Source organism: Brevibacterium otitidis, assembly GCF_042429315.1.
Classification (GTDB): Bacteria; Actinomycetota; Actinomycetes; order Actinomycetales; family Brevibacteriaceae; genus Brevibacterium; species Brevibacterium otitidis.
The window spans coordinates 67,027-94,010 of the sequence record NZ_JBHMAU010000075.1 but is presented as its reverse complement, the minus strand read 5'-3'; the positions used below and the strand labels follow the sequence as shown (position 1 = coordinate 94,010).

35 protein-coding genes are annotated in these 26,984 nt (G+C 66.0%); 32 read left to right on the top strand and 3 right to left on the bottom strand.

Going from position 1 to position 26,984, the window contains the following annotated elements:
* The first annotated feature begins 11 nt into the window (after positions 1-11).
* Positions 12-989 (top strand): hypothetical protein, encoded by a 978-nt coding sequence (locus tag ACFFN1_RS13485; RefSeq protein WP_376841345.1) that lies wholly within the window; start codon positions 12-14, stop codon positions 987-989.
* On the opposite strand, the gene ACFFN1_RS13480 is transcribed toward ACFFN1_RS13485, so the two are convergent.
* Both ACFFN1_RS13480 and ACFFN1_RS13475 read right to left on the bottom strand, forming a co-directional pair.
* On the bottom strand, positions 937-1,962 hold the full coding sequence (locus ACFFN1_RS13480; RefSeq protein WP_376841344.1) for a 6-phosphofructokinase: 1,026 nt from the start codon (positions 1,960-1,962) through the stop codon (positions 937-939). The genes ACFFN1_RS13485 and ACFFN1_RS13480 overlap by 53 nt on opposite strands.
* A 56-nt stretch (positions 1,963-2,018) precedes the next feature.
* Complete coding sequence (locus ACFFN1_RS13475) at positions 2,019-2,702, bottom strand: DUF1707 SHOCT-like domain-containing protein (protein WP_376841343.1); 684 nt, start codon at positions 2,700-2,702, stop codon at positions 2,019-2,021.
* Positions 2,703-3,200: 498 nt separating this feature from the next.
* On the opposite strand from ACFFN1_RS13475, the gene rpsL reads away from it, so the two are divergent.
* From rpsL to ACFFN1_RS13320, 31 genes are all read left to right on the top strand, one after another.
* The gene (rpsL, locus tag ACFFN1_RS13470) at positions 3,201-3,575 is read left to right on the top strand and encodes a 30S ribosomal protein S12 (protein ID WP_376841342.1); all 375 of its coding nucleotides are present in this window, start codon (positions 3,201-3,203) and stop codon (positions 3,573-3,575) included.
* Entirely contained in the window at positions 3,575-4,045 is a 471-nt protein-coding gene (gene rpsG, locus ACFFN1_RS13465; protein ID WP_376841340.1) for a 30S ribosomal protein S7, read from the top strand. The genes rpsL and rpsG overlap by 1 nt, the downstream gene beginning before the upstream one ends.
* 72 nt (positions 4,046-4,117) lie before the next feature.
* A complete protein-coding gene (fusA, locus tag ACFFN1_RS13460; protein ID WP_376841338.1) occupies positions 4,118-6,223 on the top strand; it encodes an elongation factor G in 2,106 nt (701 codons plus the stop codon).
* 100 nt (positions 6,224-6,323) lie between these two features.
* Complete coding sequence (gene tuf, locus ACFFN1_RS13455) at positions 6,324-7,532, top strand: elongation factor Tu (protein ID WP_376841336.1); 1,209 nt, start codon at positions 6,324-6,326, stop codon at positions 7,530-7,532.
* Positions 7,533-7,841: 309 nt separating this feature from the next.
* Positions 7,842-9,149 carry an extracellular solute-binding protein gene (locus ACFFN1_RS13450; RefSeq protein ID WP_376841334.1) on the top strand — a complete coding sequence of 436 codons (1,308 nt, stop codon included), beginning with the start codon at positions 7,842-7,844 and terminating at the stop codon, positions 9,147-9,149.
* Positions 9,146-10,129: a carbohydrate ABC transporter permease gene (locus ACFFN1_RS13445; RefSeq protein WP_376841333.1), complete on the top strand. Its 984-nt coding sequence runs from the start codon at positions 9,146-9,148 to the stop codon at positions 10,127-10,129. Before ACFFN1_RS13450 ends, ACFFN1_RS13445 begins: the two co-directional genes overlap by 4 nt.
* 3 nt (positions 10,130-10,132) lie before the next feature.
* Positions 10,133-10,981, top strand: a complete 849-nt coding sequence (locus ACFFN1_RS13440; protein WP_376841331.1) for a carbohydrate ABC transporter permease — start codon at positions 10,133-10,135, stop codon at positions 10,979-10,981.
* Between the two features lie 87 nt (positions 10,982-11,068).
* Entirely contained in the window at positions 11,069-12,334 is a 1,266-nt protein-coding gene (locus ACFFN1_RS13435) for an ABC transporter ATP-binding protein (protein WP_376841330.1), read from the top strand.
* A gap of 491 nt (positions 12,335-12,825) precedes the next feature.
* The gene (gene rpsJ, locus ACFFN1_RS13430) at positions 12,826-13,134 is read left to right on the top strand and encodes a 30S ribosomal protein S10 (protein ID WP_009379191.1); all 309 of its coding nucleotides are present in this window, start codon (positions 12,826-12,828) and stop codon (positions 13,132-13,134) included.
* A 9-nt stretch (positions 13,135-13,143) separates the two neighbouring features.
* A complete protein-coding gene (rplC, locus tag ACFFN1_RS13425; RefSeq protein WP_376841329.1) occupies positions 13,144-13,818 on the top strand; it encodes a 50S ribosomal protein L3 in 675 nt (224 codons plus the stop codon).
* 5 nt (positions 13,819-13,823) lie between these two features.
* A complete protein-coding gene (gene rplD / locus ACFFN1_RS13420; RefSeq protein ID WP_376841328.1) occupies positions 13,824-14,501 on the top strand; it encodes a 50S ribosomal protein L4 in 678 nt (225 codons plus the stop codon).
* Positions 14,498-14,797 (top strand): 50S ribosomal protein L23, encoded by a 300-nt coding sequence (gene rplW / locus ACFFN1_RS13415; protein ID WP_102161489.1) that lies wholly within the window; start codon positions 14,498-14,500, stop codon positions 14,795-14,797. The genes rplD and rplW overlap by 4 nt, the downstream gene beginning before the upstream one ends.
* A gap of 33 nt (positions 14,798-14,830) precedes the next feature.
* Positions 14,831-15,667, top strand: a complete 837-nt coding sequence (gene rplB / locus ACFFN1_RS13410; protein ID WP_376841327.1) for a 50S ribosomal protein L2 — start codon at positions 14,831-14,833, stop codon at positions 15,665-15,667.
* Positions 15,668-15,682: 15 nt separating this feature from the next.
* Positions 15,683-15,964 (top strand): 30S ribosomal protein S19, encoded by a 282-nt coding sequence (rpsS, locus tag ACFFN1_RS13405; protein WP_102161493.1) that lies wholly within the window; start codon positions 15,683-15,685, stop codon positions 15,962-15,964.
* A gap of 39 nt (positions 15,965-16,003) precedes the next feature.
* Positions 16,004-16,390, top strand: a complete 387-nt coding sequence (gene rplV, locus ACFFN1_RS13400; protein WP_376841325.1) for a 50S ribosomal protein L22 — start codon at positions 16,004-16,006, stop codon at positions 16,388-16,390.
* Positions 16,390-17,211 (top strand): 30S ribosomal protein S3, encoded by an 822-nt coding sequence (rpsC, locus tag ACFFN1_RS13395; RefSeq protein WP_376841324.1) that lies wholly within the window; start codon positions 16,390-16,392, stop codon positions 17,209-17,211. Before rplV ends, rpsC begins: the two co-directional genes overlap by 1 nt.
* Before the next feature lie 3 nt (positions 17,212-17,214).
* Positions 17,215-17,631, top strand: coding sequence for a 50S ribosomal protein L16 (gene rplP / locus ACFFN1_RS13390; protein WP_376841323.1), 417 nt, complete (start codon positions 17,215-17,217; stop codon positions 17,629-17,631).
* Between the two features lie 2 nt (positions 17,632-17,633).
* The gene (gene rpmC, locus ACFFN1_RS13385) at positions 17,634-17,885 is read left to right on the top strand and encodes a 50S ribosomal protein L29 (protein ID WP_102161503.1); all 252 of its coding nucleotides are present in this window, start codon (positions 17,634-17,636) and stop codon (positions 17,883-17,885) included.
* Positions 17,885-18,181, top strand: a complete 297-nt coding sequence (gene rpsQ / locus ACFFN1_RS13380; protein ID WP_376841322.1) for a 30S ribosomal protein S17 — start codon at positions 17,885-17,887, stop codon at positions 18,179-18,181. The genes rpmC and rpsQ overlap by 1 nt, the downstream gene beginning before the upstream one ends.
* A 195-nt stretch (positions 18,182-18,376) precedes the next feature.
* Positions 18,377-18,745: a 50S ribosomal protein L14 gene (rplN, locus tag ACFFN1_RS13375; protein ID WP_102161506.1), complete on the top strand. Its 369-nt coding sequence runs from the start codon at positions 18,377-18,379 to the stop codon at positions 18,743-18,745.
* Between the two features lie 2 nt (positions 18,746-18,747).
* Positions 18,748-19,116, top strand: a complete 369-nt coding sequence (rplX, locus tag ACFFN1_RS13370; protein WP_376841321.1) for a 50S ribosomal protein L24 — start codon at positions 18,748-18,750, stop codon at positions 19,114-19,116.
* Complete coding sequence (gene rplE / locus ACFFN1_RS13365) at positions 19,116-19,688, top strand: 50S ribosomal protein L5 (RefSeq protein ID WP_376841320.1); 573 nt, start codon at positions 19,116-19,118, stop codon at positions 19,686-19,688. Before rplX ends, rplE begins: the two co-directional genes overlap by 1 nt.
* A gap of 66 nt (positions 19,689-19,754) precedes the next feature.
* Positions 19,755-20,153, top strand: a complete 399-nt coding sequence (gene rpsH / locus ACFFN1_RS13360; RefSeq protein ID WP_102161510.1) for a 30S ribosomal protein S8 — start codon at positions 19,755-19,757, stop codon at positions 20,151-20,153.
* Positions 20,154-20,171: 18 nt separating this feature from the next.
* The gene (gene rplF, locus ACFFN1_RS13355) at positions 20,172-20,708 is read left to right on the top strand and encodes a 50S ribosomal protein L6 (RefSeq protein ID WP_376841318.1); all 537 of its coding nucleotides are present in this window, start codon (positions 20,172-20,174) and stop codon (positions 20,706-20,708) included.
* A gap of 2 nt (positions 20,709-20,710) precedes the next feature.
* Positions 20,711-21,091, top strand: a complete 381-nt coding sequence (gene rplR, locus ACFFN1_RS13350) for a 50S ribosomal protein L18 (RefSeq protein ID WP_376841316.1) — start codon at positions 20,711-20,713, stop codon at positions 21,089-21,091.
* Positions 21,088-21,750, top strand: a complete 663-nt coding sequence (gene rpsE, locus ACFFN1_RS13345) for a 30S ribosomal protein S5 (protein WP_376841314.1) — start codon at positions 21,088-21,090, stop codon at positions 21,748-21,750. Before rplR ends, rpsE begins: the two co-directional genes overlap by 4 nt.
* On the top strand, positions 21,750-21,932 hold the full coding sequence (gene rpmD, locus ACFFN1_RS13340) for a 50S ribosomal protein L30 (protein ID WP_376841312.1): 183 nt from the start codon (positions 21,750-21,752) through the stop codon (positions 21,930-21,932). The genes rpsE and rpmD overlap by 1 nt, the downstream gene beginning before the upstream one ends.
* A gap of 1 nt (position 21,933) precedes the next feature.
* A complete protein-coding gene (gene rplO / locus ACFFN1_RS13335; protein ID WP_376841311.1) occupies positions 21,934-22,386 on the top strand; it encodes a 50S ribosomal protein L15 in 453 nt (150 codons plus the stop codon).
* Positions 22,387-22,768: 382 nt separating this feature from the next.
* Positions 22,769-24,070 (top strand): preprotein translocase subunit SecY, encoded by a 1,302-nt coding sequence (gene secY / locus ACFFN1_RS13330; RefSeq protein ID WP_376841310.1) that lies wholly within the window; start codon positions 22,769-22,771, stop codon positions 24,068-24,070.
* Positions 24,071-24,199: 129 nt separating this feature from the next.
* Positions 24,200-24,769 (top strand): adenylate kinase, encoded by a 570-nt coding sequence (locus tag ACFFN1_RS13325; RefSeq protein WP_376841308.1) that lies wholly within the window; start codon positions 24,200-24,202, stop codon positions 24,767-24,769.
* On the top strand, positions 24,769-25,638 hold the full coding sequence (locus ACFFN1_RS13320; RefSeq protein ID WP_376841307.1) for a type I methionyl aminopeptidase: 870 nt from the start codon (positions 24,769-24,771) through the stop codon (positions 25,636-25,638). Before ACFFN1_RS13325 ends, ACFFN1_RS13320 begins: the two co-directional genes overlap by 1 nt.
* Positions 25,639-25,655: 17 nt before the next feature.
* Here the strand turns inward: ACFFN1_RS13320 and ACFFN1_RS13315 are convergent, their stop codons facing one another.
* The gene (locus tag ACFFN1_RS13315; protein ID WP_376841305.1) at positions 25,656-26,801 is read right to left on the bottom strand and encodes a MalY/PatB family protein; all 1,146 of its coding nucleotides are present in this window, start codon (positions 26,799-26,801) and stop codon (positions 25,656-25,658) included.
* Between the last annotated feature and the right edge of the window lie 183 nt (positions 26,802-26,984).

The following is a 26,984-nucleotide window of genomic DNA, read 5'->3' as shown; positions in this document are numbered from 1 at the left end:
AGGGTATCCACATGGATACGACTGCACTCTCACCACCAGCCGGGCAGCTCAGCGCCGTCACCCGCAGCGGCACCGCAGTGCTGCCCGACCCGCTGCCGGGTCTCGCACCCTCGGACGTCATCTCCCATGTCACCGCCGCCCGGCTGCACGGCATGCCCGTCATCGACACCGACGCCGGCGCCCCCGGCAGCGCAGCGCAACTGCATGTCTCCCACCCGCGCAAGGGCGGCGACACGGAGCAGCTGCACCGGTGGCGCAATCCCGTGCTGCCGCCGGATCGCCTGTCATTCGGTGCGCTCACAGTCACGACTCCGGCGCGCACCGTCGTCGATCTGAGCCGGGACCTCGGGATTATCGCTGGCGTGCTGGCAGCCGATCATCTGCTGCGCAGCGCCCATGACCGGCAGCGCGTGCAGAACGAACTGCATGCAGCCGCGGAGACGCAGCAGCGCCGCAACCGCTTCTCCCGGGTGCGGATGGTGCTCGCGACCGCCACCGGGGAGTCCGGCAGTGCAGCGGAGTCCGTGCTGCTGGTGCTGCTGCGCGCGCTGGGGCTGGGCGGCTTCCGGCAGAATGTCGCCCTGCCGGGCGCAGTCGTGCCCGGTGGGTCGGGGCCGGATGGGGAGTCTGCGGTGTCCTTCCTGTTCCCGCGCCTGCGCGTCATCATCGACGTCGACAGGGGAGGGGAGGAGCCGCTGCCCGGCAGTGAGGTGCGGTCCGAACTGCCGGTTACGACGCTCCCGGCCACACCCCTGCCGGCCGGACCTCTGCCGGTCACGACGCTGCCAGCAGCAGCCGAGCTGGCGGCAGCAGACTATGCGTGCGTCCGGATCGAAGCGGCGGAGCTGCTGCACCGGCTGCGACAGGGTGCGGATGCCGGACAGCTGTGCGGCTGGCTCGCCGCACAGCTGTCCGGCACCCCCCTGGCGGAGGAGATCAGCCCAGCAGCACCTGGATCTCGTCCCAGCGGTGCTGCGGGACGTACTTGAGCTTGTCGACGGCCTCCGACATCGGCACGCGGATGATATCGGCGCCGGTCAGACTCGACATCTGACCCCACGCCCCGTCATGGCACAGCTCAACGGCGGACATGCCCAGCCGGGTGGCGAGCACCCGGTCGTATGCAGTCGGCGAACCGCCGCGCTGCAGATGGCCGAGCGTCACCGCGCGGGTCTCCAGGCCGGTGCGCTCCTCGATGATCGGAGCGAGGTGGTTGCCGATGCCGCCCAGCCGCACCCGGCCGTGCTTGTCGAGGCCGGCCTCGGAGACCTGCGCATCGAGATCCTCGGGCACGAAGCCCTCGGCGACGACGATGAGCGGAGCGCGCCCGCGGTCCCAGGCCGAGCGCACCCAGTCGCAGATCTGCTCATAGCCAACCGGGAACTCGGGGATCAGCACCGCATGCGCGCCGCCGGCCATCCCGGCCTGCAGGGCGATCCAGCCGGCATTGCGGCCCATCACCTCGAGCACCATGCAGCGGTGGTGGCTCTCGGCCGTCGTGCGCAGCCGGTCGATCGCCTCGGTGGCGATCGCCTGGGCGGTGTCGAAGCCGAAGGTGTAGTCGGTGTTGTCGAGGTCGTTGTCGATGGTCTTGGGCACGCCGACGACCGGCAGCCCCTCATCGTCGGCCAGCCGCGAGGCCCCGGCCAGGGTGCCCTCGCCGCCGATCGCGATGACCGCATCGATGCCGCGGGCCTTCATCACCTCGCTCATGCGCTCCGGCCCGCCGCCGGAGTAGGGGTGGGTGCGGGAGGTGCCGAGGATCGTGCCGCCGCGGCCGCTGATGCCGCGCACATCGCTCGTCGTCAGCGGTTCGATCTCGTCTTCGAGCAGTCCGCGCCAGCCGTCGCGGATCGCACTGAAGCTGTAGCCGTACTCGCGGACGCCTTTGCGCACCGCGCCGCGGATGACTGCGTTGAGGCCGGGGCAGTCGCCGCCGGAGGTCAGGATGCCGATATTCACTGCGGGTCCTCTCGGGTCGGTGTCAGGTTCGGGGAGAGATCAGTTCCCGGGTGTGCTCAGCGGTTTTCGGGAGTCCAGTTCGGGTCGAGCTTGACGTCGTGGCCGGCCATGAGGTTGAAGCCGTCGAGGATGAGGGTGCCGTTGGAGCCGTCGCCCTGGGCGTTGCGGGCGATGTCGTTGCCGGCGAGGAAGTTGACCGTGTTGTCGATGATCCTGACGCCACCCGGCACGTAGATGTCATGCCCGGCCATGACCGCGACGTTTGTGAGCTTGAGTTCGACACCGGGGCCCATCACCTCGTGCAAGTAGATCTCGCTGCCGCCCATGAGGGCATACGTCTCGACCTTCGAGGTGCCGGCGACGATCGTCTTCGCTGAGCCACCGAGCACCGCGACGTCGTAGACGGGTTTGCCGGTGCCGGGCTTGGCCGGCGGGATGTGCTTGCGGCGGTGCGCCACCGCCGTGCCCGAGGCAGAGGGCCCGGGATCGATTCCGGCCTCGGCGCGCAGCCGGGCGACGAGCTCATCGCCTTCGGGAAGATCGTCGATGAGCTCGGGGAGCTCAGCGAGGAACTTCGTTGCCATCGTCGCCTCCTGCCGCTCATCGAGCTCTGTGGGGTCGAGCCGGCCGGAGGCGTGGGCGGAGGAGAGGACGTCGAGGACGGCGTCGCGGTCCTGATCACTGGCGCGCAGCTTGCGGGGCCGGTCGCTGTCGCCGGCGCGGGGTACGAGGTCGGACATGTGCCCAGCATAGCCAAGCCCGGCGAACGGAGCGTGACCTGCGCGTAACGCCGGTGGCTGAGGTGTCTGTGGCGCAGCCCACCGCCTCTCCGGAAGTGGAATCCCCGCGCGGAACCTGGCGTTGAGGTCGTTTTGACCGGCGGCGCCGGCACGGTTTAGTCTGTACTGTGACTGATTGTGATCAGATCGTGTCCGCATGCGCGCACGAGGCTGTGTCATCCGCTCCGCACCGGATGACGAGGAGCAGCCGCGTACGGTGACATGCAGGCCGCAAGGCCCCATCGGTTCCCTGACTGGCTGCTTCGGCTGCCCGCGTAGGGTGCCCGGCCATCATGGCACATCCGCCTGAGCCGGATGCGGTGGGACCATGCGGAGACTGGGGACGGGCAGGCAGCTTCACCCGCTCCCAGCAGGACATGTCCGAGGGTGCGGACGGCGCAGCGACAGCTGTGACCGCCATCGGACTTAGGTATATCGAGAAGCAATGGAGAATATTCAGTGCCTACAATCCAGCAGCTGGTCCGCAAGGGCCGGCACGACAAGGCCGCGAAGAACGCGACGCCTGCCCTCAAGGGCAGCCCGCAGCGGCGCGGCGTGTGCACCCGTGTGTACACCACCACTCCCAAGAAGCCGAACTCGGCACTGCGCAAGGTCGCTCGTGTCAAGCTCTCCAGCCAGATCGAGGTGACCGCCTACATTCCGGGTGAGGGTCACAACCTGCAGGAGCACTCGATCGTGCTGGTGCGCGGAGGCCGTGTGAAGGACCTCCCCGGCGTGCGCTACAAGATCGTCCGCGGTTCGCTCGACACCCAGGCTGTCAAGGGCCGCCAGCAGGCACGCAGCCGCTACGGAGCCAAGAGGGAGAAGAAGTAATGCCACGTAAGGGACCTGCACCCAAGCGCCCGGTCGGCATCGACCCGGTCTACCACTCGCCGCTGGTCACCCAGCTCATCAACAAGGTGCTGCTCGACGGCAAGCGTTCGACTGCCGAGCGGATCGTCTACAGCTCCCTCGAAGCCGCCGCTGAGAAGGCCAACACCGACGCGGTTTCGCTGCTCAAGAAGGCCCTGGACAACATCCGCCCGGCGCTCGAGGTCCGCTCGCGCCGTGTCGGCGGTGCGACCTACCAGGTGCCCGTCGAGGTGCGTTCGACGCGCGCGACCACCCTCGCTCTGCGGTGGCTCGTCGGCTTCGCCCGGCAGCGCCGTGAGAAGACCATGACCGAGCGCCTCCAGAACGAGATCCTGGATGCGAGCAATGGTCTGGGCGCCGCTGTGAAGCGCCGCGAGGACATGCACAAGATGGCCGAGTCCAACAAGGCCTTCGCCCACTACCGCTGGTAAGCGACACAGGGTCGGGCCGGCGTCAGCCGGTCCGGCCTGCTGTCCAACTCAACGAGACGGAAGAGAGACACCGTGGCACTCGACGTGCTGACTGACCTGAAGAAGGTCCGCAACATCGGCATCATGGCTCACATCGATGCCGGTAAGACCACAACCACCGAACGCATCCTGTTCTACACCGGTGTGAACTACAAGCTCGGCGAGACCCACGACGGTGCCTCGACGATGGACTGGATGGAGCAGGAGCAGGAGCGCGGCATCACGATCACCTCGGCTGCCACCACCTGCTACTGGGAAGACAACCAGATCAACATCATCGACACCCCCGGTCACGTTGACTTCACCGTCGAGGTGGAGCGCTCGCTGCGCGTGCTCGATGGCGCCGTTGCCGTGTTCGACGGCAAGGAGGGCGTGGAGCCGCAGTCCGAGACCGTGTGGCGTCAGGCTGACAAGTACGACGTGCCGCGTGTGTGCTTCGTCAACAAGATGGACAAGCTCGGTGCGGACTTCGACTTCACCGTCAAGACCATCAAGGAGCGTCTCGGCGCCAAGCCGCTCGTCATCCAGATGCCGATCGGTGCCGAGTCCGACTTCAAGGCTGTCATCGACCTCGTTGAGATGAAGGCCTGGGAATGGCCCGACGAGAGCAAGATGGGCCAGGACATGACCGAGATCGAGATCCCCGAGGAGCTCAAGGCCCGCGCCGAAGAGATGCGCGCCACCCTCGTCGAGGATGTCGCCGAGGCCAATGAAGAGCTCATGGAGAAGTACCTCGAAGAGGGCGAACTCACCATCGCGGAGCTCAAGTCCGGCATCCGTGAGCTGACCATCAGCTCGCAGGCCTTCCCGGTCATGTGCGGTTCGGCGTTCAAGAACAAGGGCATCCAGCTCGTGCTCAACGCCGTCGTCGACTACCTGCCGAGCCCGCTCGACGTTCCGGCTGTCGAAGGCTACGTCCCCGGCAACGAGGACGAGATCGTCACCCGCGAACCGCGCAAGGACGGACCGTTCGCTGCGCTGGCCTTCAAGGTCGCCAGCCACCCGTTCTTCGGTACGCTGACCTACATCCGCGTGTACTCCGGAACCGTCAAGTCGGGTGAGCAGCTGCTCAACACGACCAGCGGCAAGAAGGAGCGCGTCGGCAAGATGTTCCAGATGCACTCGAACAAGGAGAATCCTGTCGAGGAGGCATTCGCCGGACACATCTACGCGGTCATCGGCCTCAAGGACACCACCACCGGTGACACCCTGTGCGACCCGGCGAAGCCGGTCGTGCTCGAGTCGATGTCCTTCCCGGAACCGGTCATCTTCGTCTCCATCGAGCCGAAGACCAAGGGCGACCAGGAGAAGCTCTCGACCGCGATCCAGAAGCTCGTCAAGGAGGACCCGACCTTCACCGTCAACCTCAACGAGGAGACGGGCCAGACGGAGATCGGCGGCATGGGCGAGCTGCACCTCGACGTGTTCGTCGACCGCATGAAGCGCGAATTCAAGGTCGAGGCCAACATCGGCAAGCCGCAGGTGGCCTACCGCGAGACCATCCGCCGCAAGGTGGAGAAGGCCGACTACACGCACAAGAAGCAGACTGGCGGCTCCGGCCAGTTCGCCAAGGTGCAGGTCACCATCGAGCCGCTGGAAGTCACCGGCGACCAGATCTACGAATTCGAGAACGCCATCACCGGCGGCCGCGTGCCGCGCGAGTACATCCCGAGCGTCGACCAGGGCATCCAGGATGCCATGCAGATGGGCGTGCTGGCCGGCTACCCGCTGGTCGGCATCAAGGCCACCCTTGTGGACGGCCAGTACCACGATGTCGACTCTTCGGAGATGGCGTTCAAGATCGCCGGCTCGATGGTCCTCAAGGAGGCCGTCCAGAAGGCGAGCCCGGCTCTGCTCGAACCGCTCATGGAAGTCGAGGTGCGCACCCCTGAGGAGTACATGGGTGACGTCATCGGCGACCTGAACGCGCGGCGCGGACAGATCCAGTCGATGGAAGATGCCACAGGCGTTAAGGTTGTCCGTGCGCATGTTCCGCTGTCGGAGATGTTCGGCTACATCGGCGACCTGCGGTCGAAGACCCAGGGCCGCGCTATGTACTCGATGCAGTTCCATAGCTACGCGGAGGTCCCGAAGGCTGTTGCCGACGAGATCATCCAGAAGACCCGCGGCGAAGAGTAATCTCGCCCGTTGCTGCTGGCGCCAGCCGGCAGCTGTCAACACATCAGAAAGGCGCGGGGCATGAACCGCATGTCCCGAACCAACCACGAGGAGGAACCCAGTGGCAAAGGCTAGTTTCGACAGGACTAAGCCGCACGTCAACATCGGTACCATTGGTCACGTTGACCACGGTAAGACGACTCTGACCGCGGCTATCACCAACGTTCTGGCAAACAAGTACCCCGACCTGAACGAGGCTCAGGCCTTCGACCAGGTCGACAACGCGCCGGAAGAGAAGCAGCGCGGCATCACCATCAATGTCTCGCACGTTGAGTACGAGACCGAGAAGCGTCACTACGCACACGTCGACGCTCCGGGCCACGCTGACTACATCAAGAACATGATCACCGGTGCGGCTCAGATGGACGGCGCGATCCTCGTCATCGCTGCGACCGACGGCATCATGGCCCAGACCCGTGAGCACGTCCTGCTCGCCCGCCAGGTCTCGGTTCCGTACCTGCTCGTCGCTCTCAACAAGACCGACGCCGCCCTCGCTGAGTACGGCGACGACGCTGACGAGATGCTCGAGCTCGTCGAGATGGAGATCCGCGAGCTGCTCGCTTCGCAGGACTTCGACGAGGACGCCCCGATCGTCCGCGTCTCGGCTCTCCGCGCCCTCGAAGGCGACCCGGAGTGGGTCAAGACCGTCGAGGCCCTCATGGACGCCGTCGACGAGAACGTTCCGGAACCGGAGCGCGACATCGACAAGCCGTTCCTCATGCCTGTCGAGGACGTCTTCACCATCACCGGCCGCGGCACCGTTGTGACCGGTCGTGTGGAGCGCGGCGTGCTGCTGCCGAACGAAGAGATCGAGATCGTCGGCATCAGGCCGCAGTCGCAGAAGACCACCGTCACCGCCATCGAGATGTTCCGCAAGACCCTGCCGGATGCTCGCGCCGGTGAGAACGTCGGCCTCCTCCTCCGCGGCACCAAGCGCGAGGACGTCGAGCGCGGCCAGGTCATCTGCAAGCCCGGCTCGATCACCCCGCACACGAAGTTCAAGGGTCAGGTCTACATCCTGCAGAAGGAAGAGGGCGGACGTCACAACCCGTTCTACTCCAACTACCGCCCGCAGTTCTACTTCCGCACCACCGACGTCACCGGCGTCATTGAGCTGCCGGAAGGCACCGAGATGGTCATGCCGGGCGACAACGTTGAGATGACCGTTGAGCTCATCCAGCCGATCGCTATGGAAGAGGGCCTGCGCTTCGCCATCCGCGAGGGCGGCCGCACCGTCGGCGCCGGCCGTGTCACCGAGATCATCGCCTGATCATTCATCAGCTGATGTGATCGGCGCGATCACGCACACCGAGCCCCGGAAGCCACACGGCTTCCGGGGCTCGGTGCATTCACAGGCGCCCACCGCCTCGGGCGCGGCCCCGGTCTGCGCAAGCCGGCTGGTCTCACATAGCGTCTGACTTCGCGTTTCCCCGCGTGGTCCTCTCGCGCTCGCGATTTCTTCGCTAAGGTGAAAAACAATGTGATGTGTCTTGCAGAATCCCCGGAAGCACCGCACAGGGTTCGCAGGGCGACGACGAGGTTCGACAGAACCGCGAGACGGAAGGCCGGAGGAACACCGATGACGGATCCATCCCGCCGCCGCAGGCCCCGGATCCTGGCCGGGGCTGCAATGGCGACAGCAGCGCTCATGGCGCTCAGCGGCTGCGGCGCTCAGGAGGACGCCAAGACGCTGACGTGGTACATCGATCCCGACAACGGCGGCAAGGCGAAGATGGCCGAGGAGTGCACAGAGGCCTCCGGCGGCGCCTACACGATCCAGACCTCGATGCTGCCGAGCGATGCCGCCGGACAGCGCGAGCAGCTCATCCGCCGTCTCGCCTCGCAGGACAGCTCGATCGACCTCATGAGCATCGACACCGTCTACGTCCCGGAGTTCGCCAACGCCGGATTCCTCACCCCGGTGCCCGATGAGTACGTCGACGAATTCACCGACGATGTCGTCGACGCCGCCGTCGAGTCCTCGCTGTGGGAGGACGAGCTCGTCGTCGCCCCGGTGCAGGCCAACACCCAGATCCTGTGGTACCGCAAGTCCGTCGCCGAGGCGGCCGGCCTCGACATGGAGCAGCCGGTCACCTGGGACCAGATCATCGAAGCCGCCGCCTCCCAGGACAAGGAGATCGGCGCCCAGGGCATCCGCGCGGAGTCGCTGACCGTGTGGATCAACGCACTCTACGAATCCCAGGGCGAATCGATCCTCAAGAACCCGGAAGCCGACCCCGAGGACACCGAGCTCGCGCTCGACAGCCCGGCCGGGGAGAAGGCCGCCGAGATCGTCTCCGAGATCGGCAAACAGGGCCTGGGCGGACCGAACTTCTCCAACCTCGACGAAAACGGCGCGATGCTGCGCTTCCAGAGCGACAAGGGCGGCTTCATGGTCAACTGGCCGTTCGTCTACCCGGCGATGCATGCCGCCGTCGAAGACGGCAGCCTCGACCAGGAGGTCTTCGACGACGTCGGCTGGGCGCCGTTCCCCTCGGTCGAGGAGGGCACCCCGGGGGCTGCGCCGCTGGGCGGCGGCAAGCTGGCCGTCGGCGCCTTCTCCGACCACCCGGACGAGGCCTTCGAAGCGATCAGCTGCATCCGCGAGACCTCCAAGCAGTCCGAGTACTACATCACTGACGGCCTGCCGCCGGCCACCCGCGCGGCCTTCGACGACCCGGCCGTGCAGGAGGAGGCACCCTACTCCGATGCGATCCTCGACTCGCTCGAAGTCGCGAAGTCCCGGCCCATCTCGCCGTACTACAACGGCATCACCGGCGGCATCCAGCGCACCTGGCACCCGCCGGCCGGCGTCGACCCGGCGAGCACACCGAAGACCTCAGCCGATCTCGTCCTTGAGATCCTTCGTGGAGAGGCGCTGCTGTGACCAACGACGACACCCATCTGCTCACTGTATCCGCCGCCGAGGCGCGGGACGCCTCCCAGGCGACCGGCACCTCGGGAGCGGGGAAGAAGGCCAAGCCGCACAAGTCGCAGCGCGCTCGCGATGAGGCCCGCCTCGGGTTCATGCTCGCGTGGCCGGCCGGCGCCGTGCTGCTGCTCGTCACCGGCTACCCGATCCTGCAGGCGGTCTACCAGTCGTTCTTCAACAAGCGGCTGACCGACCCGGACAATGCGTTCTTCAACTGGGGCGCGAACTACATCACGGTGCTCACCGACCCGCTGTGGTGGCAGACCCTCGGCTTCACCCTGCTCATCACGATCGTCACGGTGGCCGTCGAGCTCGTGCTCGGCTTCGCCTTCGCCGTCGTCATGCTCAATGCGATGAAGGCGGTGCGCGGGCCGATCCGCACGATCATCCTCATCCCGTACGGCATCATCACCGTCGTCGCCGCGTTCTCCTGGAAGTACGCCTTCGACCTCGGCACCGGCTTCGTCGGCACCTGGTTCGGGCTGGAGAGCTTCGACTGGTTCGGCAACTTCTGGTCCTCCTTCGCCGTCATCGCCCTGGCCGAAATCTGGAAGACCACGCCGTTCATCTCGCTGCTCATGCTCGCGGGCCTCGCGCAGATCCCCGGCGACATGCTCGAAGCGGCGACCGTCGACGGCGCCAGCCGCTGGCAGCGCCTCATGCGCGTGACCCTGCCGAATATGAAGGCCTCGATCATGGTGGCGCTCATGTTCCGCACCCTGGAGGCCTTCCGGATCTTCGACTCGGTGTTCGTCATGACCGAGGGCGCCAACGGCACCGCCACCGTGTCATCGCTGGCCTATGACCAGACGATCTCGCAGCTGCAGACCGGCCTCGGCTCAGCAGTCTCCGTGCTGCTGTTCATCGCGGTGGGCCTCATCTGCCTGCTGTTCATCAAGGGCTTCAACGTCAACCTCGGGGCAGAGAGGGAGTAGGACATGAATACCGGCAAGAAGTCGCCGCTGGCCGCCTTCGGGTGGATCGCCGCCTTCATCCTCATCGGACTGTGGGCTCTGTTCCCCGTCGTGTGGACGCTGTCGCTGTCGCTCAAGAGCCCAGCCGACATCGCCAACCGCCAGTTCTGGCCCACCGAGATCAGCTGGGAGAACTACGACCTCATCATCAACGGTTCGGCGCGGGATCTGTTCCTGCCGGCGCTGCGCAACTCGATCGGCGTGTGCCTCATCGCCACGCTCATCGCCGTCGTGCTCTCGACGCTGGCCGCCTACGCGATCGCCCGGCTGGAGTTTCCCGGCAAGCGGTTCGTGCTTTACATGTCGCTGGCCGTCACGGTGTTCCCGGTTATCTCGCTCGTCACCCCGCTGTTCAACCTGTGGTCGGCGATCGGCCTGTACGACACCTGGCTGGGCCTCATCATCCCGTATCTGTCGCTCACCCTGCCGATCTCGATCTGGACGCTCACCTCGTTCTTCCAGCAGATCCCGTGGGAGCTCGAGCAGGCCGCGCAGGTCGACGGCGCGAAGTCCTTCCAGGCCTTCCGCAAGGTCATCGTGCCGCTGGCCGCGCCGGGCGTCTTCACCACCGCGATCATCGCGTTCTTCATCGCCTGGAACGACTTCCTCTACGGCATCTCGCTGACCTCGACCTCGGCCGCCCGCCCGGTGCCGGCAGCGCTGTCGTTCTTCACCGGCGCCAGCCAGTTCGAGGAGCCGGCCGGCGCGATCGCCGCTGCTGCGATCGTCGTCACCATCCCGGTCATCGTCATCGTGCTCGTGTTCCAGCGCCAGATCGTCTCCGGCCTGACTTCGGGAGCGGTGAAGGGATGACGCCAACCGCCTCGGCAGCGGGCCGCCCCCGCACCGCACGCACAGCCCCGGTACGCACAGCTTCGGCACCCCATTCAGGAGATCAAGATGGCTGAAATCGAACTCAAAAACATCGTCAAGCGCTACGGCGACGGCTTCCCGGCCGTCAACGACGTGTCGCTCAGCATCGACAACGGCGAGTTCGTCATCCTCGTCGGGCCTTCGGGCTCGGGCAAGTCGACGCTGCTGCGGATGATCGTCGGTCTGGAGGACATCACCGAAGGCGATCTGCTCATCGACGGCCTGCGCGTCAACGACATTCCGCCGCGCGACCGCGACCTGTCGATGGTGTTCCAGAACTACGCCCTCTACCCGCACCTGACCGTGTACGAGAACATCGCCTTCCCGCTGCGGCTCAACAAGGACCACTACGGAGAAGACGAGATCAGAAGCCGCGTCGACAACGCCGCGCAGATGCTCGAACTCGGCGAGCACCTGCAGCGCAAGCCAGCGAACCTGTCCGGCGGTCAGCGCCAGCGCGTGGCGATGGGCCGGGCGATCGTGCGCGATGCCAAGGCCTTCCTGTTCGATGAGCCGCTGTCGAACCTCGATGCCAAGCTGCGCGGGCAGATGCGCACCGAAATCGCCCGCATGCAGCGCCAGCTCGGCGTCACCACCGTCTACGTCACCCACGACCAGACCGAGGCGATGACGCTCGGCGACAAGGTCGCAGTGCTCAAGCGCGGCGCCCTGCAGCAGTACGCCAGCCCGCAGGAGCTCTACCGCGAGCCGCTCAACCTGTTCGTCGCCGGCTTCATCGGCTCCCCGTCGATGAACTTCCTGCCCATCGAATACGTCGACGGCACGCTCACCTCGCCGTTCGGGCCCATCGACCTGCCGGAGAAGCGCACGCAGAAGCTCAAGGACGCCCCGAACCTCCTCATCGCCGGCATCCGGCCCGAGGCGTTCCGCGACGCCTCGCTCATGGATCCCGAGGAGCGCGAGCGCGGCACCGTCATCACCGCCAAAGTCGATGTCACCGAATGGCTCGGCAACGAGATCTACGCCTATCTGCCCTTCGACCCCAAGCCCGAGGTGCAGGAGAAGCTCGATGAGCTCGACCGTGACCTCGACGGCGAGGGCATGCGCCCGCAGGTGGTCGCCGCACTCGAACCGACCTCCCAGGTGCGCGAAGGCGATGACATCGAGCTGTGGTTCGACCCCGCCGACATCATGATCTTCGACCCGGAGAGCGGCCAGAACCTCACCCGCGATGAGGAGCGCGCCCGCCAGATCAGCGAGCGCGTCGAAGAGCAGCGCAAGCGCGCACTCGAGCGCGCGCAGTCCGAAGACGGCTCGATCGTCAGCGGCTGATCTCTCCTCACCAGCGCACCCGGTTCCCGCAGGGCCGGGTGCGCTGTGCTGTGCGCTCCCGCTCCCGAGGCGGGGGACCGGTGCCGAGGTGGGGGACCGGTGCCGAGGTGGGGGACCGGTGCCGAGGTGGGGGACCGGTGCCGAGGCGCGGCGCGCCTCGTGTGCAAGCTCACGCCGGTGCGGCCGGTGTGGTAGGGTGCCCGATTTGCCTCCGGCTCGGCGGCTGTGACAGTATAGACAAGTTGCGTTTTGGGCAGGCGACCCCTGCACTGCGGCCCTGGAGCCGCGAACAGCCCAGAATCGACCGGAAGAATCTGGATGATCCGGGTTCGCTCATACCGGGCAGCCATTTGATGATGCGTGTACGTTCGGCCGGAAGGCCAGCGCGACACGCCCGACCTCGGGGGTCGGTCACAGCAAGCCGGCGCAGATCATGCGATCCGCAAGGACCATGGTTGATGGCCGGAGGACCAACAGAAAGAGACGAAGCCATGGCGGGACAGAAGATCCGCATTCGGCTCAAGTCGTACGACCACGCCGTCATCGACAGTGCAGCACGCAAGATCGTGGACACTGTGACGCGCGCGGGAGCTACGGTTGTGGGCCCGGTGCCGCTGCCGACGGAGAAGAACGTGTACTGCGTCATCCGTTCGCCGCACAAGTACAAGGACAGCCGCGAGCACTTCGAGATGCGCACACACAAGCGCCTCATCGACATCGTTGACCCGACGCCCAAGGCCGTCGATTCGCTCATGCGCCTCGACCTTGCCGACGACGTCAACATCGAGATCAAGCTCTAAGGGGGAGTAATGGCAAACACCCGTTCACAGCCGCTCCCCACCACACGTGCCGTCAAGGGCCTCATGGGCACCAAGCTCGGCATGACCCAGGTGTGGGACGAGAACGCCAATCTGGTTCCGGTCACCGTGCTCAAGGCTGACGCCAATGTCGTCACCCAGATCCGCACCGACGACGTCGACGGCTACTCCGCCGTGCAGATCGGCTTCGGCGAGATCGATCCGCGCAAGGTCGACAAGCCGACCAAGGGCCACTTCGAGAAGGCCGGCGTCGCACCGCGTCGCCACCTCGTGGAGCTGCGCACCGCTGACGCTGCCGACTACGAGCTCGGCCAGGAGCTGGGCATCGACGTGTTCGACGCCGGCGCCAAGGTCGACGTGACCGCCACCAGCAAGGGCAAGGGCACCGCCGGTGTCATGAAGCGCCACAACTTTGGTGGCGTCGGCGCCTCGCACGGCCAGCACCGCAACCACCGCAAGGCCGGCTCGATCGGCGGAGCCGCGACTCCCGGTCGTGTCTTCAAGGGCATGCGGATGGCCGGTCGCATGGGCAACGTGCGCCGCACCACCCAGAACCTGACGATCCACGCTGTCGACACCGACAACAACCTGCTCCTCATCAAGGGCGCCGTCCCCGGTCCCAAGGGAGCCGTCGTGCTCGTTCGCTCCGCAGCGAAGGAGGCCTGAGAGAGATGACTGAAACCAAGACCATCGACGTCCTCGACGCCGCCGGCAAGAAGTCCGGATCCGCGGAGCTGCCCTCGGCAGTTTTCGGTGTCCAGACCAATGTGCCGCTCATCCACCAGGTTGTGGTGGCTCAGATGGCTGCTGCACGTCAGGGCACGCACAAGACAAAGACCCGCGCTGAAGTGCGCGGCGGCGGCCGCAAGCCGTACCGCCAGAAGGGCACCGGCAACGCCCGCCAGGGTTCGATCCGCGCACCGCAGTACGCCGGCGGCGGCATCGTTCACGGCCCGGTGCCGCGTGACTACTCGCAGCGCACCCCCAAGAAGATGAAGGCCGCTGCCCTGCGCGGCGCCCTGTCCGACCGCGCCCGCCTCGACCAGATCTTCGTGGTCAGCGCTCTCATCGACGGCGACAAGCCCTCGACGAAGCAGGCGCGCGCAGCCCTGGAGAACATCTCGACACGGCCGAACAAGCTCGTGGTGATCGAGCGTGGTGACGACCTCACCGAGCTCAGCGTGCGCAACCTGCCCAAGGTGCATGTGCTCACCGCTGAACAGCTCAACACCTACGACGTCCTCATGGCCGACGACATCGTCTTCACCGAAGCCGCTCTGCAGCGCTTCCTCGACATGTCCGTCGCCGCGAAGACCACGGCTGAGTCCGGTGAGGAGGAAGCCAAATGAGCGTCACGTTCAAGGACCCACGCGACATCATCATCGCGCCTGTCGTGTCTGAGAAGACCTATGCGCTGATGGACGAAGGCAAGTACACCTTCCTGGTGGACCCGCGTTCGAACAAGACTGAGATCAAGTACGCAATCGAATCGATCTTCGGTGTCAAGGTGGCATCGGTGAACACCCTCAACCGCGAGGGCAAGCGTCGCCGCACCCGCACCGGCTGGGGTAAGCGCAATGACACCAAGCGTGCCATCGTCGCCCTCAAGGAAGGTTCGATCGACATTTTCGGCGGATCGCTCTGAGAGCGGTCAGACCTGAAGAAGGAATAGAGACTCATGGGAATCCGTAAGCACAAGCCGACGACCCCGGGCCGCCGCGGCTCCTCGGTCGCCGACTTTGTAGAAGTGACCCGGTCTGCGCCGGAGAAGTCGCTTCTGCGTCCGCTGCCCAAGAAGGGCGGCCGCAACAGTCAGGGACGCATCACGACCCGTCACCAGGGCGGTGGCCACAAGCGCCAGTACCGTGTCATCGACTTCCGTCGCCATGACAAGGACGGCGTGCCGGCACGTGTTGCGCACATCGAATACGATCCGAACCGCACGGCTCGCATCGCGCTGCTGCACTACGCCGACGGGGAGAAGCGCTACATCATCGCCCCGAACAAGCTCAAGCAGAACGATCGCATCGAAGCCGGACCGACTGCCGACATCAAGCCCGGCAACAACCTCGCGCTGCGCAACATCCCGGTCGGCACCGTGGTGCACGCAGTCGAGCTGCGCCCGGGCGGCGGCGCGAAGATCGCCCGCTCCGCCGGCGCATCGGTTCAGCTCGTCGCCAAGTACGGCCCCTACGCCCAGCTGCGTATGCCGTCGGGTGAGATCCGCAACGTCGACGCCCGCTGCCGTGCCACGGTCGGCGAGGTCGGCAACGCCGAGCAGTCGAACATCAGCTGGGGCAAGGCCGGCCGCATGCGGTGGAAGGGCAAGCGCCCGACCGTCCGCGGTGTCGTCATGAACCCGGTGGACCACCCGCACGGCGGTGGCGAGGGCAAGACCTCCGGCGGCCGTCACCCGGTCAGTCCGTGGGGTCAGCCGGAAGGCCGCACCCGCCGCCCCAAGAAGGAAAGCGACAAGCTCATCGTGCGTCGCCGCCGTACCGGCAAGAAGCGTTGATAGGGAGCCTGAAACATGCCTCGTAGTCTTAAGAAGGGCCCCTTCGTTGACGAGCACCTCTTCAAGAAGGTTGATGCTCAGAACGAAAAGGGCACCAAGAACGTCATCAAGACGTGGTCCCGTCGCTCGATGATCATCCCGGACTTCCTGGGCCACACGATCGCCGTGCACGACGGACGCAAGCACGTTCCGGTGTTCATCACCGAATCCATGGTCGGGCACAAGCTCGGCGAATTCGCCCCGACGCGGACGTTCCGCGGCCACGACAAGGACGATCGGAAGGGCAAGCGCCGCTGAGGCGCTGCCTGACGATCGGCAGAGAGAAAGAAGGAAACGATGGAAGCCACGGCGAAAGCACGCTACCTGCGTGTCACGCCTCAGAAGGCTCGGCGCGTCGTTGACCTCATTCGTGGTCAGCAGGCGACCGAAGCCCTCGCGGTGCTGAAGTTTGCAGAGCAGTCGGCCTCCGAACCGATCTACAAGCTGGTCTCCTCCGGCATCGCCAATGCGCGTGTCAAGGCGGACAAGCTCGGTGAGGCCTTCAACGAAGACGACCTGTTCATCTCCGAAGCATTCGTTGATGAAGGACCGACCATGAAGCGGTTCCGCCCGCGTGCCCAGGGGCGCGCCGGTCGCATCAACAAGCGCACCAGCCACATCACCGTGGTGCTCGCATCCGGTGATGACGCTGCCGGCGCTGACGGACGGAAGGAAAACCGCTGATGGGTCAGAAGATCAATCCGAATGGATTCCGTCTCGGAATCACCACCGACCACAAGTCCAAGTGGTTCGCCGACTCCACCAAGCCGGGTCAGCGCTACAAGGACTACGTCGGTGAGGACGTCAAGATCCGTGCGATGCTCTCCGAAGGGCTTGAGCGCGCCGGCATCTCCAAGGTCAACATCGAGCGCACCCGCGACCGTGTGCGCGTCGACATCCACACCGCTCGCCCGGGCATCGTCATCGGGCGCCGCGGCGCGGAAGCCGACCGCATCCGCGGCCAGCTCGAGAAGCTGACCGGCAAGCAGATCCAGCTCAACATCCTCGAGGTCAAGAACCCCGAGATCGACGCGCAGCTCGTCGCCCAGGGTGTTGCCGAGCAGCTCGCCAGCCGCGTGGCTTTCCGCCGTGCGATGCGCAAGGCGATCCAGTCGGCTCAGCGCGCTGGTGCCAAGGGCATCCGCGTGCAGTGCTCGGGCCGCCTCGGCGGCGCTGAGATGAGCCGCTCGGAGTTCTACCGCGAAGGCCGTGTGCCCCTGCACACCCTGCGCGCGAACATCGACTTCGGCCTGTACGAAGCGCACACCACCTTCGGCCGCATCGGCGTGAAGGTCTGGATCTACAAGGGCGACATGACCGACAAGGAGCTCGCTGCACAGGAAGCTGCGCAACCGAGCCCGCGCGGAGGTCGCGGTGGACGCGGAGGCCGTGGTGGACGCGGCGGACGCGGACGCGGCGGCGAGCGTCGCGGTGACGCCCAGCAGCAGAAGAACGACAACACTGCCGATGCAGCTCCGGCTGCACAGGCCGGATCGGAGGGCTGATCTATGCTGATCCCTCGCCGAGTGAAGTACCGCAAGCAGCACCACCCCAAGCGCCGGGGACTGGCGAGCGGCGGCACGACCGTCGCGTTCGGTGACTACGGCATCCAGGCTTTGGAGCCCGCCTACATCACCAACCGCCAGATCGAGGCTGCGCGTATCGCCATGACCCGCTACATCAAGCGCGGGGGCAAGGTCTGGATCAACATCTACCCGGACCGCCCGCTGACCAAGAAGCCGGCCGAAACCCGCATGGGTTCCGGTAAGGGCTCGCCGGAGTGGTGGGTTGCCAACGTCAAGCCGGGTCGCATCATGTTTGAGATCGCCGGCGTTTCGGAAGAGGTGGCACGTGAGGCTCTGCGCCTGGCGATCCACAAGCTTCCGCTCAAGGCCCGCATCGTGTCGCGTGAAGGTGGTGAATGACAATGGCGATCGGTTCCAAGGAACTCAACATGGACGCCCTCGACGGCTTCGACAATGACCGTCTTGTCGAAGAGCTGAAGAAGGCCAAGGCCGAACTGTTCAACCTCCGGTTCCAGTCCGCCACTGGTCAGCTCGAAAGCCACGGACGCCTCAAGGCCGTCCGGCGCGACATCGCACGGATCTACACCGTGCTTCGCGAGCGCGAACTCGAGATCCGCTCCAACCCGGCAGCTGCCAAGGAAGAGGATAAGTAATGGCCGAGCAGAAGACTCAGCCGACACCGGCTGACGCCGTTCCGGAGCGCGGATCCCGCAAGACTGCACGCGGCTACGTCGTTTCGGACAAGATGAACAAGACCATCGTCGTCGAGGTCGAAGACCGCAAGATGCACCGTCTCTACGGCAAGATCATGCGTACGACGAGCAAGCTCAAGGCACACGACGAGGACAACACCGCCGGCATCGGCGACCTCGTGCGGATTGCCGAGACCCGTCCGCTGTCAGCCACCAAGCGCTGGCGTCTCGTTGAAATCATCGAGCGCGCCAAGTAAGATGGTGTGGTTTGCTCGTCGAGGCACCGGATTCTCCGGTGCCTCGGCGGGTGTCCAGCTCAGCTGACGCCCCGCAGCCCATCCGGTCCCGCCTCTTCCGCGGCGGCCACCGGAGCGGGGCGGACATGAAGAAATGACACGTTCCGTCAGGCTCATCAGAGCGGTGAGAACCGACGCGACGACAGGAGAGAACAAGTGATCCAGCAGGAATCGCGACTCAAAGTCGCCGATAACACCGGTGCCAAGGAGATCCTTGCCATCCGGATTCTCGGCGGATCAGGTCGACGCTACGCCGGCATCGGCGACACGATCGTCGCCACCGTCAAGGACGCTATCCCCGGTGGCAACGTCAAGAAGGGCGATGTGGTCAAGGCCGTCATCGTCCGCACCCGCAAGGAACGCCGTCGCAACGACGGCTCGTACATTTCGTTCGACGAGAACGCAGCTGTCATCCTCAAGACCGACGGCGAGCCCCGTGGAACCCGCATCTTCGGACCGGTCGGTCGCGAGCTGCGCGACAAGAAGTTCATGAAGATCATCTCGCTCGCTCCGGAGGTGCTGTGAGTATGGCGAACAAGCTCAAGATCAAGAAGGGCGACCTCGTCCAGGTCATCTCGGGCGGCCGCCAGGAGCGCGGCGGTGACCGCGGCAAGCAGGGCAAGGTCCTGGCCGTGTACCCGGAGAGCAATCGCGTGCTCGTCGAAGGCGTCAACCGTGTGACCAAGCACAAGCGCGCCGGACAGACCGCCTCGGGCGCAACCGCCGGCGGCATCGAGATCCACGAAGCACCGATCCACATTTCCAACGTCATGCTCGTCGACCCGAAGGACAACAAGCCGACTCGCGTGGGCTACCGCGAAGAGGTCGTTGACCGCGACGGTCGCCAGCGCACTGTGCGGGTCCGCGTCTCGCGCCGGACCGGGGAGGACATCTGATGACTGACACCACCGTGCAGAACCGTCCCCTGCCGCGTCTCAAGCAGGTCTACCGCGACGAGATCGTGGCGAAGCTGCAGGACGAGTTCGGCTACGCCAACCCGATGCAGGTTCCGACCCTGACCAAGGTCGTCGTCAACATGGGCATCGGCGACGCCGCCCGTGATTCGAAGCTCATCGAAGGCGCCGTCCGCGACCTGACCCTCATCACCGGCCAGAAGCCGGTCGTGACGAAGGCCCGCAAGTCGATCGCACAGTTCAAGTTGCGTGAAGGACAGCCCATCGGCGCGCACGTCACCATGCGCGGCGCCCGTATGTGGGAGTTCCTCGACCGCGTCGTCTCGCTGGCACTGCCGCGCATCCGCGACTTCCGCGGACTCTCGGACCGCCAGTTCGACGGCAACGGCAATTACACGTTCGGCCTGACCGAGCAGTCGATGTTCCACGAGATCAACCAGGACTCCATCGACCGCGTGCGCGGCATGGACATCACGGTTGTCACGACCGCCAAGACCAACGACGAAGGCCGTGCGCTGCTCCGCCACCTCGGCTTCCCGTTCAAGACCAACTAAGCACTACGTTGCAGGTCCGGCCGGCCACCCGGCAGGAAACCGCAACGAGGAAGGGCAGAAGCCCACATGACAATGACTGATCCCGTCGCAGATATGCTTACGCGTCTGCGCAACGCCAACTCGGCGTATCACGAGGACGTCAGCATGCCGTACAGCAAGCTGAAGTCCAGCATCGCCGAGATCCTCAAGGCAGAGGGCTTCATCGCAGACTGGAGCGTCGAAGACGCCGAGGTCGGCAAGAAGCTCATGCTCGACCTGAAGTTCGGTCCGAACCGCGAACGTTCGATCGCTGGTCTGCGCCGCATCTCGAAGCCGGGTCTGCGGGTCTACGCCAAGTCCACCAACCTCCCGAAGGTCCTCGGTGGTCTGGGCATCGCGATCCTGTCGACCTCCTCGGGTCTGCTCACTGACAAGCAAGCCGCTAAGAAGGGCGTGGGCGGAGAAGTCCTCGCCTACGTCTGGTAAGGGAAGGGGGAGTACGCAATGTCACGCATTGGCAAGCAGCCGATCTCCGTCCCGTCTGGTGTTGAGATCAACATCAACGGCCCTGAGCTCGACGTCAAGGGACCCAAGGGAAACCTGACGGTCACCATCCCGGAGCCCATCACGGTGAAGCTCGAAGACGGCACGCTGACCGTCGAGCGTCCCGACGATGAGCGCGAGTCTCGTGCCCTGCACGGTCTGACCCGCACCCTGGTGAACAACCAGATCATCGGCGTCACCGAGGGCTACTCCAAGCAGCTCGAGATCGTCGGCACCGGTTACCGTGTGCAGGCCAAGGGCCAGAACCTCGAGTTCGCTCTGGGCTACAGCCACTCGATCACCGTCGAGCCGCCGGAGGGCATCACCTTCAAGGTCGAGGGCTCGAACAAGGTGACCGTTGTCGGCATCGACAAGCAGCTAGTCGGAGAGACCGCAGCGAACATCCGCAAGCTGCGCAAGCCGGAACCCTACAAGGGCAAGGGCGTGCGCTACGCCGGCGAACAGATTCGCCGCAAGGTTGGAAAGGCTGGTAAGTAATCATGGCCTTCGGAATGAAGAAGAGCTACGGCAAGGGCAAGGCTGCCGCTCGTGCCCGTCGCCACGCTCGCCTGCGCAAGCACATCTCCGGCACCGCCGAACGTCCGCGCCTCGTCGTGAACCGTTCGTCGCGTCACATGTTCGTCCAGGTCGTCGACGACACCGTCGGCAAGACGCTCGCCTCGGCCTCGACCATGGAAGCGGATCTGCGCGGATCGAGCGACGACAAGACCGCAAAGGCTCGCAAGGTCGGCGAACTCGTCGCCGAGCGTGCGAAAGCAGCCGGTATCGAGGCTGTCGTGTTCGACCGTGGCGGCAACGCCTACCACGGCCGCGTGGCAGCGATCGCCGAAGGTGCCCGTGAAGGAGGACTGTCCCTGTGAGCACTGAAGACAACAAGGACCAGCAGGTCACCAGCACCGACAACGCCGCCAAGCAGGACGACCAGCGCGGTCGCGGCCGTGGCCGCGGACGCGGTGAGGGTGGCGGACGTCGCGGCGGTCGCGGAGACCGTGACGACAAGAACCAGTTCATCGAGCACGTCGTGACCATCAACCGTGTGTCGAAGGTCGTCAAGGGCGGACGTCGTTTCTCGTTCACCGCTCTCGTCGTCGTCGGCGATGGTGACGGCATGGTCGGCATGGGCTACGGCAAGGCGAAGGAAGTTCCGGCTGCCATTGCCAAGGGTGTTGAGGAGGCGAAGAAGAACTTCTTCCGCGTCCCGCGCATCCAGAAGACCATCCCGCACCCCGTGCAGGGCGAAGACGCCGCCGGCGTCGTGCTCCTGCGTCCGGCCGCACCGGGTACCGGTGTGATCGCCGGCGGTCCGGTGCGTGCGGTCCTCGACTGCGCTGGCATCCACGACATCCTCTCGAAGTCCCTGGGCTCGGCCAACGCGATCAACATCGTGCACGCGGCCATCGCAGCCCTCAAGGGCCTCGAGCGTCCTGAGGAAGTGGCAGCCCGCCGCGGCCTCCCAGTCGACGAAGTTGCCCCGCACGCACTGCTGCGGGCCGCAGCTGAAAGCGGGGCGAAGGCCTGATGGCACAGCTGAAGATTACCCAGATCAAATCGACAATCGGTGGCAAGCAGAACCAGCGTGAGACGCTGCGGACCCTCGGTCTCAAGCGGATCAACGATTCTGTCACTCGCGAAGACAGCCCGGCCGTCCGCGGCATGGTCAACGTGGTGCGCCACCTGGTCACATGTGAAGAGGTGGACTGAAATGGCAGATGAGAAGGCACTCAAGCTCCACCATCTGCGTCCTGCTCCCGGTGCCCACACCGCGAAGACCCGTGTGGGTCGCGGTGAGGCATCGAAGGGCAAGACCGCCGGTCGCGGCACCAAGGGCACCAAGGCCCGCTACCAGGTTCCGCACGGCTTCGAGGGTGGACAGACCCCGCTGCATATGCGCCTGCCGAAGCTGCGTGGCTTCAAGAACCCGAACAAGGTTCACTACCAGGTCGTAAATCTCGACAAGCTCTCGTCCCTCTTCCCGGAGGGCGGAGATGTGACGGTCGACGACCTCGTGGCCAAGGGCGCTGTGCGCGCCAACCAGCCGGTCAAGGTGCTCGGCACCGGAGAGATCTCCGTGGCCATCAACATCACCGCTGACAAGTTCTCCGGCTCCGCAGCCGAGAAGATCGCAGCAGCCGGCGGTACGACCACCACCCGCTGAGGAGTACCCCTCAGCCGGTCAGAGGCACCGCCGCTCGGAGCGCAGCGCTGAGCAGCAACGGAGCGCAGCTCTGAGACGCAGAGGGAGGTCCGCGGAAGCGGGCCTCCCTCTTCATCTGCCCCACACCTCGGGCAGGGCCCGCCGGCGCCCGGCAGCGCGGCATTCCAGCCGGAGGCGGGGCGCCGGTGAGCCCTCTGCCCACCACCCGGTGACCGCTGCGGTCACCGCAGAACCGGCCGAAAATCTCGTCTCTCGATTCCGCTCAGGCGGGGGAGTCCTGATAAGGTCGGTCAGGTACTAAATTGACTTACACGTTTTCTCGGGTCCGTGTGCAGCCGGAGTGCTGCCCGCCTGCCCGAGGTGAAGATCCCCAGGAGGACGCTTGCTCGGCGCAATTGGGCGGGCTTTCAAAACGCCCGATCTGAGGAACAAACTCCTCTTCACTCTCGGCATCGTTGTGCTCTACCGCATCGGCGTCTTCATCCCAGCCCCCGGCATCGACTACGGGCAGGTGCAGGAATGCGTCGCCTCCCCTCAGCTGACGCAGGGCGCATTCGGCCTCATCAACCTCTTCTCCGGCGGCGCGCTGCTGCAGCTGTCGATCTTCGCGCTCGGCATCATGCCGTACATCACCGCGAGCATCATCACCCAGCTGCTGCGCGTCGTGATCCCGCGCTTCGAGGCTCTCCACAAGGAAGGCGCCTCCGGCCAGGCGAAGCTGACGCAGTACACCCGCTACATGACGATCGGCCTCGGCCTGCTCAACGCCACCACGCTCGTGACGACGGTGCGCTCCGGCGCCCTGTTCGGCGATGTCGCAGCCTGCCAGAACCTCATCGCCAACGACAGCTGGTGGGGTGTGGGCCTCATCGTGCTGACGCTGACCGCCGGCACCGGCCTCATCATGTGGATGGGTGAGCAGATCACCGAACGCGGCGTCGGCAACGGCATGTCGCTCATGATCTTCACCGCCGTGGCAGCTGGCTTCCCGGCCTCCTTCGGCGGCATCCTGCGCACCCAGGGCATCGACATCTTCGCCATCGTCCTCGTCGTCGGCCTCGCGATCGTCACCCTCGTCGTGTTCGTCGAGCAGTCCCAGCGCCGCATCCCGGTGCAGTACGCCAAGCGCATGGTCGGCCGCCGGATGTTCGGCGGCACCTCGACCTACATCCCGATCAAGGTGAACCAGGCCGGCGTCATCCCGGTGATCTTCGCCTCCTCGGTCCTCTACCTGCCGACCCTCATCTCGCAGTTCGGCGACCCGGAGGCCGCCTGGGTGCAGTGGATCGTCAAGTACCTGCAGAGCGGCGACCACCCGCTGTACATGGCGGTCTACTTCCTGCTGACGATCTTCTTCGCCTACTTCTACGTCGCGATCACCTTCAACCCCGAAGAGGTCGCCGACAATATGAAGAAGTACGGCGGCTTCATCCCCGGCATCCGCGCCGGCAAGCCCACCGAGCGCTACCTCAGCTTCGTGCTCACCCGCATCACCTTCCCCGGCTCGCTCTACCTCGCGGTCATCGCGATGATCCCGCTCATCGCGCTCGTGGTCATCGGCGCCAACCAGGACTTCCCGTTCGGCGGCACCTCGATCCTCATCGTCGTCGGCGTCGGCCTGGAGACCGTCAAGCAGATCGACTCGCAGATGCAGCAGCGCCACTACGAGGGCCTCCTGCGCTGACCCGCACCGGCGCTCGGCGCCGGTATCGCCCCGCCACGCCCGAGGCGGTGGACGCCCGGGTGCCTGCCCCCACTCCGCGGCCGCTTCGCCGGTCGTAGAATGGGGGCACGATCCCATGAAAGGAAGCACATGAGCAAACGCATCATCCTCATCGGTCCGCCCGGCGCCGGCAAGGGCACTCAGGCTGCGAAGCTGAGTGAGAAGCTGGGCATCCCGGCGATCTCGACCGGTGACATCTTCCGCGCCAATGTCGCCGAGGAGACTGAGCTCGGCAAGACTGCCAAGCGCTACATGGACGCCGGCGAGTATGTGCCCGACGAGGTCACCAACTCAATGGTCCAGGATCGCCTCGCTCAGGATGATGCGAAGGCCGGCTTCCTCCTCGACGGATACCCGCGCACCGAGGCGCAGGTCGCCGAACTCGACCGCATGCTCGAGGAGATGGGGGAGCAGCTCGACCACGTCGTCGAGCTGACCGCTGACACCGACGAGGTCGTCGAGCGCCTGCTGGCTCGCGCGCAGCTGCAGGGCCGCAGCGATGACAATGAGAGCGTCATCCGCCACCGCCTCGACGTCTACGCCGAGCAGACCCAGCCGCTCACCGACCTCTACGCCAAGCGCAGCCTGCTGCGCAAGGTCGACGGCCTCGGCAAAGTCGACGCGATCACCGAACGCATCATCGCGGCTCTCGGCGCCTGATGTTCGGACCGCGCCTGGAGCTCAAGTCCCCGGCACAGATCACGACCATGCGCAAAGCTGGTCTCGTCACACGGGCGGCCCTGGAGGCCGCCCGTGCGGCATGTGTGCCCGGCGCGACCACTGCCGATGTCGATGCCGCCGGCGCCCGTGTCATCGCCGAGGCCGGTGCCCGGTCGAACTTCAAGGGCTACCACGGCTTCCCCGCCACCCTGTGCGTCTCCGTCAACGAGGAGATCGTCCACGGCATCCCGGGCCAGCGGGTGCTCGCAGACGGCGACATCGTCTCGATCGACGGCGGTGCGATCGTCGGCGGCTACCACGGCGATTCGGCGCTGACCGTCTTCGTCGGCGGTGAGGAGTCCGCTAGCGCCGAGGACCGTGAGCTCTCGCGCGTGACCGAGGAATCGATGTGGGCCGGGATCGCCGCCTTCGCCACCGCCACTCGCGTTGGCGAGATCGGCGCGGCGATCGAAGCCAGCGTCGATGAGAACGGCAGCGCGGCCGCGCTCAGCGCTGCGCTGGGCACCGAACGCGCCCGCGGCTTCGGCCTCATCACCGAGTACACCGGCCACGGCATCGGCACCAAGATGCACATGGAGCCCGAGGTCCTCAACTATGCGGCCAAGCAGCTCGGTCCCAAGATCAAGCCCGGTCTCGTGCTGTGTATCGAACCGATGCTCACGGCTGGCTCAGCGGCCACCGAGGTGCTCGACGACGACTGGACGGTCGTCACCCGCGACGGCTCGCACGCCTCGCACTGGGAACATGCCGTCGCCCGGCACGCCACGGGCATCTGGGTGCTGACCGCGCCCGACGGCGGCGCTGAGCGCCTCGCACCCTATGGGGTCACGCCCGTCCCCCTCGACTGAGCGCACCGGAGGCCCGCTCAGCGGGCGGCGCAGGCCCGGGCGATCCGCTCGACGATCTCGGTGAGGATCGCCGCCGGAGTCGCCATATTGATCCGCACGCTGCCGGCACCCACCTGGCCGCAGTCCTGCCCGTTGGTGAGCGCCACCTCGGCGTGCTCGCGCAGATAGGCCGCGGCATCCTCGCCGAGGTCGTAGGCGCGCAGGTCGAGCCAGGCGATGTACGTGCCCTGCGGCATGAGGTAGGCGGCCTGCGGCAGATGCTCGGCCACGAGCTCGCCCATGAGCTTCCGGTTGGCGTCGAGGACCTCGATGAACTCCGCCAGCCAGGCATCGCCCTCACGGTAGGCGGCGGTGGCAGCGACGAGCCCCGGGTTCGCGGCCGCCCCGGCGACGAACCGGGCCCGGTCGCGGTACACCTCGCGGTCGGCCGGATTCGTCAGCAGCACCTGCGCGCACTTGAGGCCCGGGGTGTTGAAGGCCTTCGAGCCCGAGGTGGCGGTGAGCGTGTGCCGGGCGGCGGCCTCGCTGACCGTGGCGTAGGGGATGTGGACAGCGCCGTCGAAGACGAGCGGGGCGTGGATCTCATCGGAGAACACGCGTGCACCGTTCTTCTCCACGAGCGCAGCGATCTGCTCGTGCTCAGCGCGCGTGTAGACCTTGCCGATCGGATTGTGCGGATTGCAGTGGATGAACACCGCACCGGGTTCGAGCGCGGCGTCGAGCGCCTCGGCGTCGATCTCCCAGCTGTCGGCGGTGCGGATGAGCGGCACTTCGCGGATCGTGCGATCCCGGGTGGCCGGGGCGATGAAGAACGGCATATACGCCGGCGTCAGCAGCACGACCGGAGCCTCCGGAGGCGAGAACAGGTCGAGCATGACGAGCAGCGCGGAGAGCACATCCGGGGCGAAGTCGATGTTCTCCGGCTCGATCTGCCAGCCGTAGCGGCGGGCATGGAACTCCGCGGTGGCCTGCCGGGCTGCGGCATGCATCGCCGGCGGGGCGTAGGTGAAGAGCTCCTTGGCGCTGAGCTCCTCCAGTGCTGCATGCACACACGGGGCGGTGCCGAAGTCGGATTCGGCGATGAACGCTCCGAGCGTGCCGGGAAACGTCGTCCATTTCACTGATCCGCGCTCCACGAGCTCGGCGGGCGTGTAGTCCTTCACCAGGTGTCCTCCTTGTCGGCGTCCTTGCCAGCCACCAGCCTAGCGCCCCTGGCGCCGGAACGGCGCAGGGTATCAGCCGGGCCGAGGTGTGGGAGCCGGCGGCGGCCCGAGGCACCGGCCCAGCCTCCGCCAACCGGCGACGAGCTGCCGAGAGGCCCCAGCTCGGCAACTACAACTTTAGTC

Coding starts and splice junctions, on each gene's coding strand:
- ACFFN1_RS13485 (WP_376841345.1), top strand. CDS start 12: ATGGATACGACTGCACTCTCACCACCAGCCGGGCAGCTCAGCGCCGTC.
- ACFFN1_RS13475 (WP_376841343.1), bottom strand. CDS start 2,702: ATGTCCGACCTCGTACCCCGCGCCGGCGACAGCGACCGGCCCCGCAAG.
- rpsG (WP_376841340.1), top strand. CDS start 3,575: ATGCCACGTAAGGGACCTGCACCCAAGCGCCCGGTCGGCATCGACCCG.
- ACFFN1_RS13450 (WP_376841334.1), top strand. CDS start 7,842: ATGACGGATCCATCCCGCCGCCGCAGGCCCCGGATCCTGGCCGGGGCT.
- ACFFN1_RS13440 (WP_376841331.1), top strand. CDS start 10,133: ATGAATACCGGCAAGAAGTCGCCGCTGGCCGCCTTCGGGTGGATCGCC.
- ACFFN1_RS13435 (WP_376841330.1), top strand. CDS start 11,069: ATGGCTGAAATCGAACTCAAAAACATCGTCAAGCGCTACGGCGACGGC.
- rpsJ (WP_009379191.1), top strand. CDS start 12,826: ATGGCGGGACAGAAGATCCGCATTCGGCTCAAGTCGTACGACCACGCC.
- rplC (WP_376841329.1), top strand. CDS start 13,144: ATGGCAAACACCCGTTCACAGCCGCTCCCCACCACACGTGCCGTCAAG.
- rplD (WP_376841328.1), top strand. CDS start 13,824: ATGACTGAAACCAAGACCATCGACGTCCTCGACGCCGCCGGCAAGAAG.
- rplW (WP_102161489.1), top strand. CDS start 14,498: ATGAGCGTCACGTTCAAGGACCCACGCGACATCATCATCGCGCCTGTC.
- rplB (WP_376841327.1), top strand. CDS start 14,831: ATGGGAATCCGTAAGCACAAGCCGACGACCCCGGGCCGCCGCGGCTCC.
- rpsS (WP_102161493.1), top strand. CDS start 15,683: ATGCCTCGTAGTCTTAAGAAGGGCCCCTTCGTTGACGAGCACCTCTTC.
- rplV (WP_376841325.1), top strand. CDS start 16,004: ATGGAAGCCACGGCGAAAGCACGCTACCTGCGTGTCACGCCTCAGAAG.
- rpsC (WP_376841324.1), top strand. CDS start 16,390: ATGGGTCAGAAGATCAATCCGAATGGATTCCGTCTCGGAATCACCACC.
- rplP (WP_376841323.1), top strand. CDS start 17,215: ATGCTGATCCCTCGCCGAGTGAAGTACCGCAAGCAGCACCACCCCAAG.
- rpmC (WP_102161503.1), top strand. CDS start 17,634: ATGGCGATCGGTTCCAAGGAACTCAACATGGACGCCCTCGACGGCTTC.
- rpsQ (WP_376841322.1), top strand. CDS start 17,885: ATGGCCGAGCAGAAGACTCAGCCGACACCGGCTGACGCCGTTCCGGAG.
- rplX (WP_376841321.1), top strand. CDS start 18,748: ATGGCGAACAAGCTCAAGATCAAGAAGGGCGACCTCGTCCAGGTCATC.
- rplE (WP_376841320.1), top strand. CDS start 19,116: ATGACTGACACCACCGTGCAGAACCGTCCCCTGCCGCGTCTCAAGCAG.
- rpsH (WP_102161510.1), top strand. CDS start 19,755: ATGACAATGACTGATCCCGTCGCAGATATGCTTACGCGTCTGCGCAAC.
- rplF (WP_376841318.1), top strand. CDS start 20,172: ATGTCACGCATTGGCAAGCAGCCGATCTCCGTCCCGTCTGGTGTTGAG.
- rplR (WP_376841316.1), top strand. CDS start 20,711: ATGGCCTTCGGAATGAAGAAGAGCTACGGCAAGGGCAAGGCTGCCGCT.
- rpmD (WP_376841312.1), top strand. CDS start 21,750: ATGGCACAGCTGAAGATTACCCAGATCAAATCGACAATCGGTGGCAAG.
- rplO (WP_376841311.1), top strand. CDS start 21,934: ATGGCAGATGAGAAGGCACTCAAGCTCCACCATCTGCGTCCTGCTCCC.
- ACFFN1_RS13325 (WP_376841308.1), top strand. CDS start 24,200: ATGAGCAAACGCATCATCCTCATCGGTCCGCCCGGCGCCGGCAAGGGC.
- ACFFN1_RS13320 (WP_376841307.1), top strand. CDS start 24,769: ATGTTCGGACCGCGCCTGGAGCTCAAGTCCCCGGCACAGATCACGACC.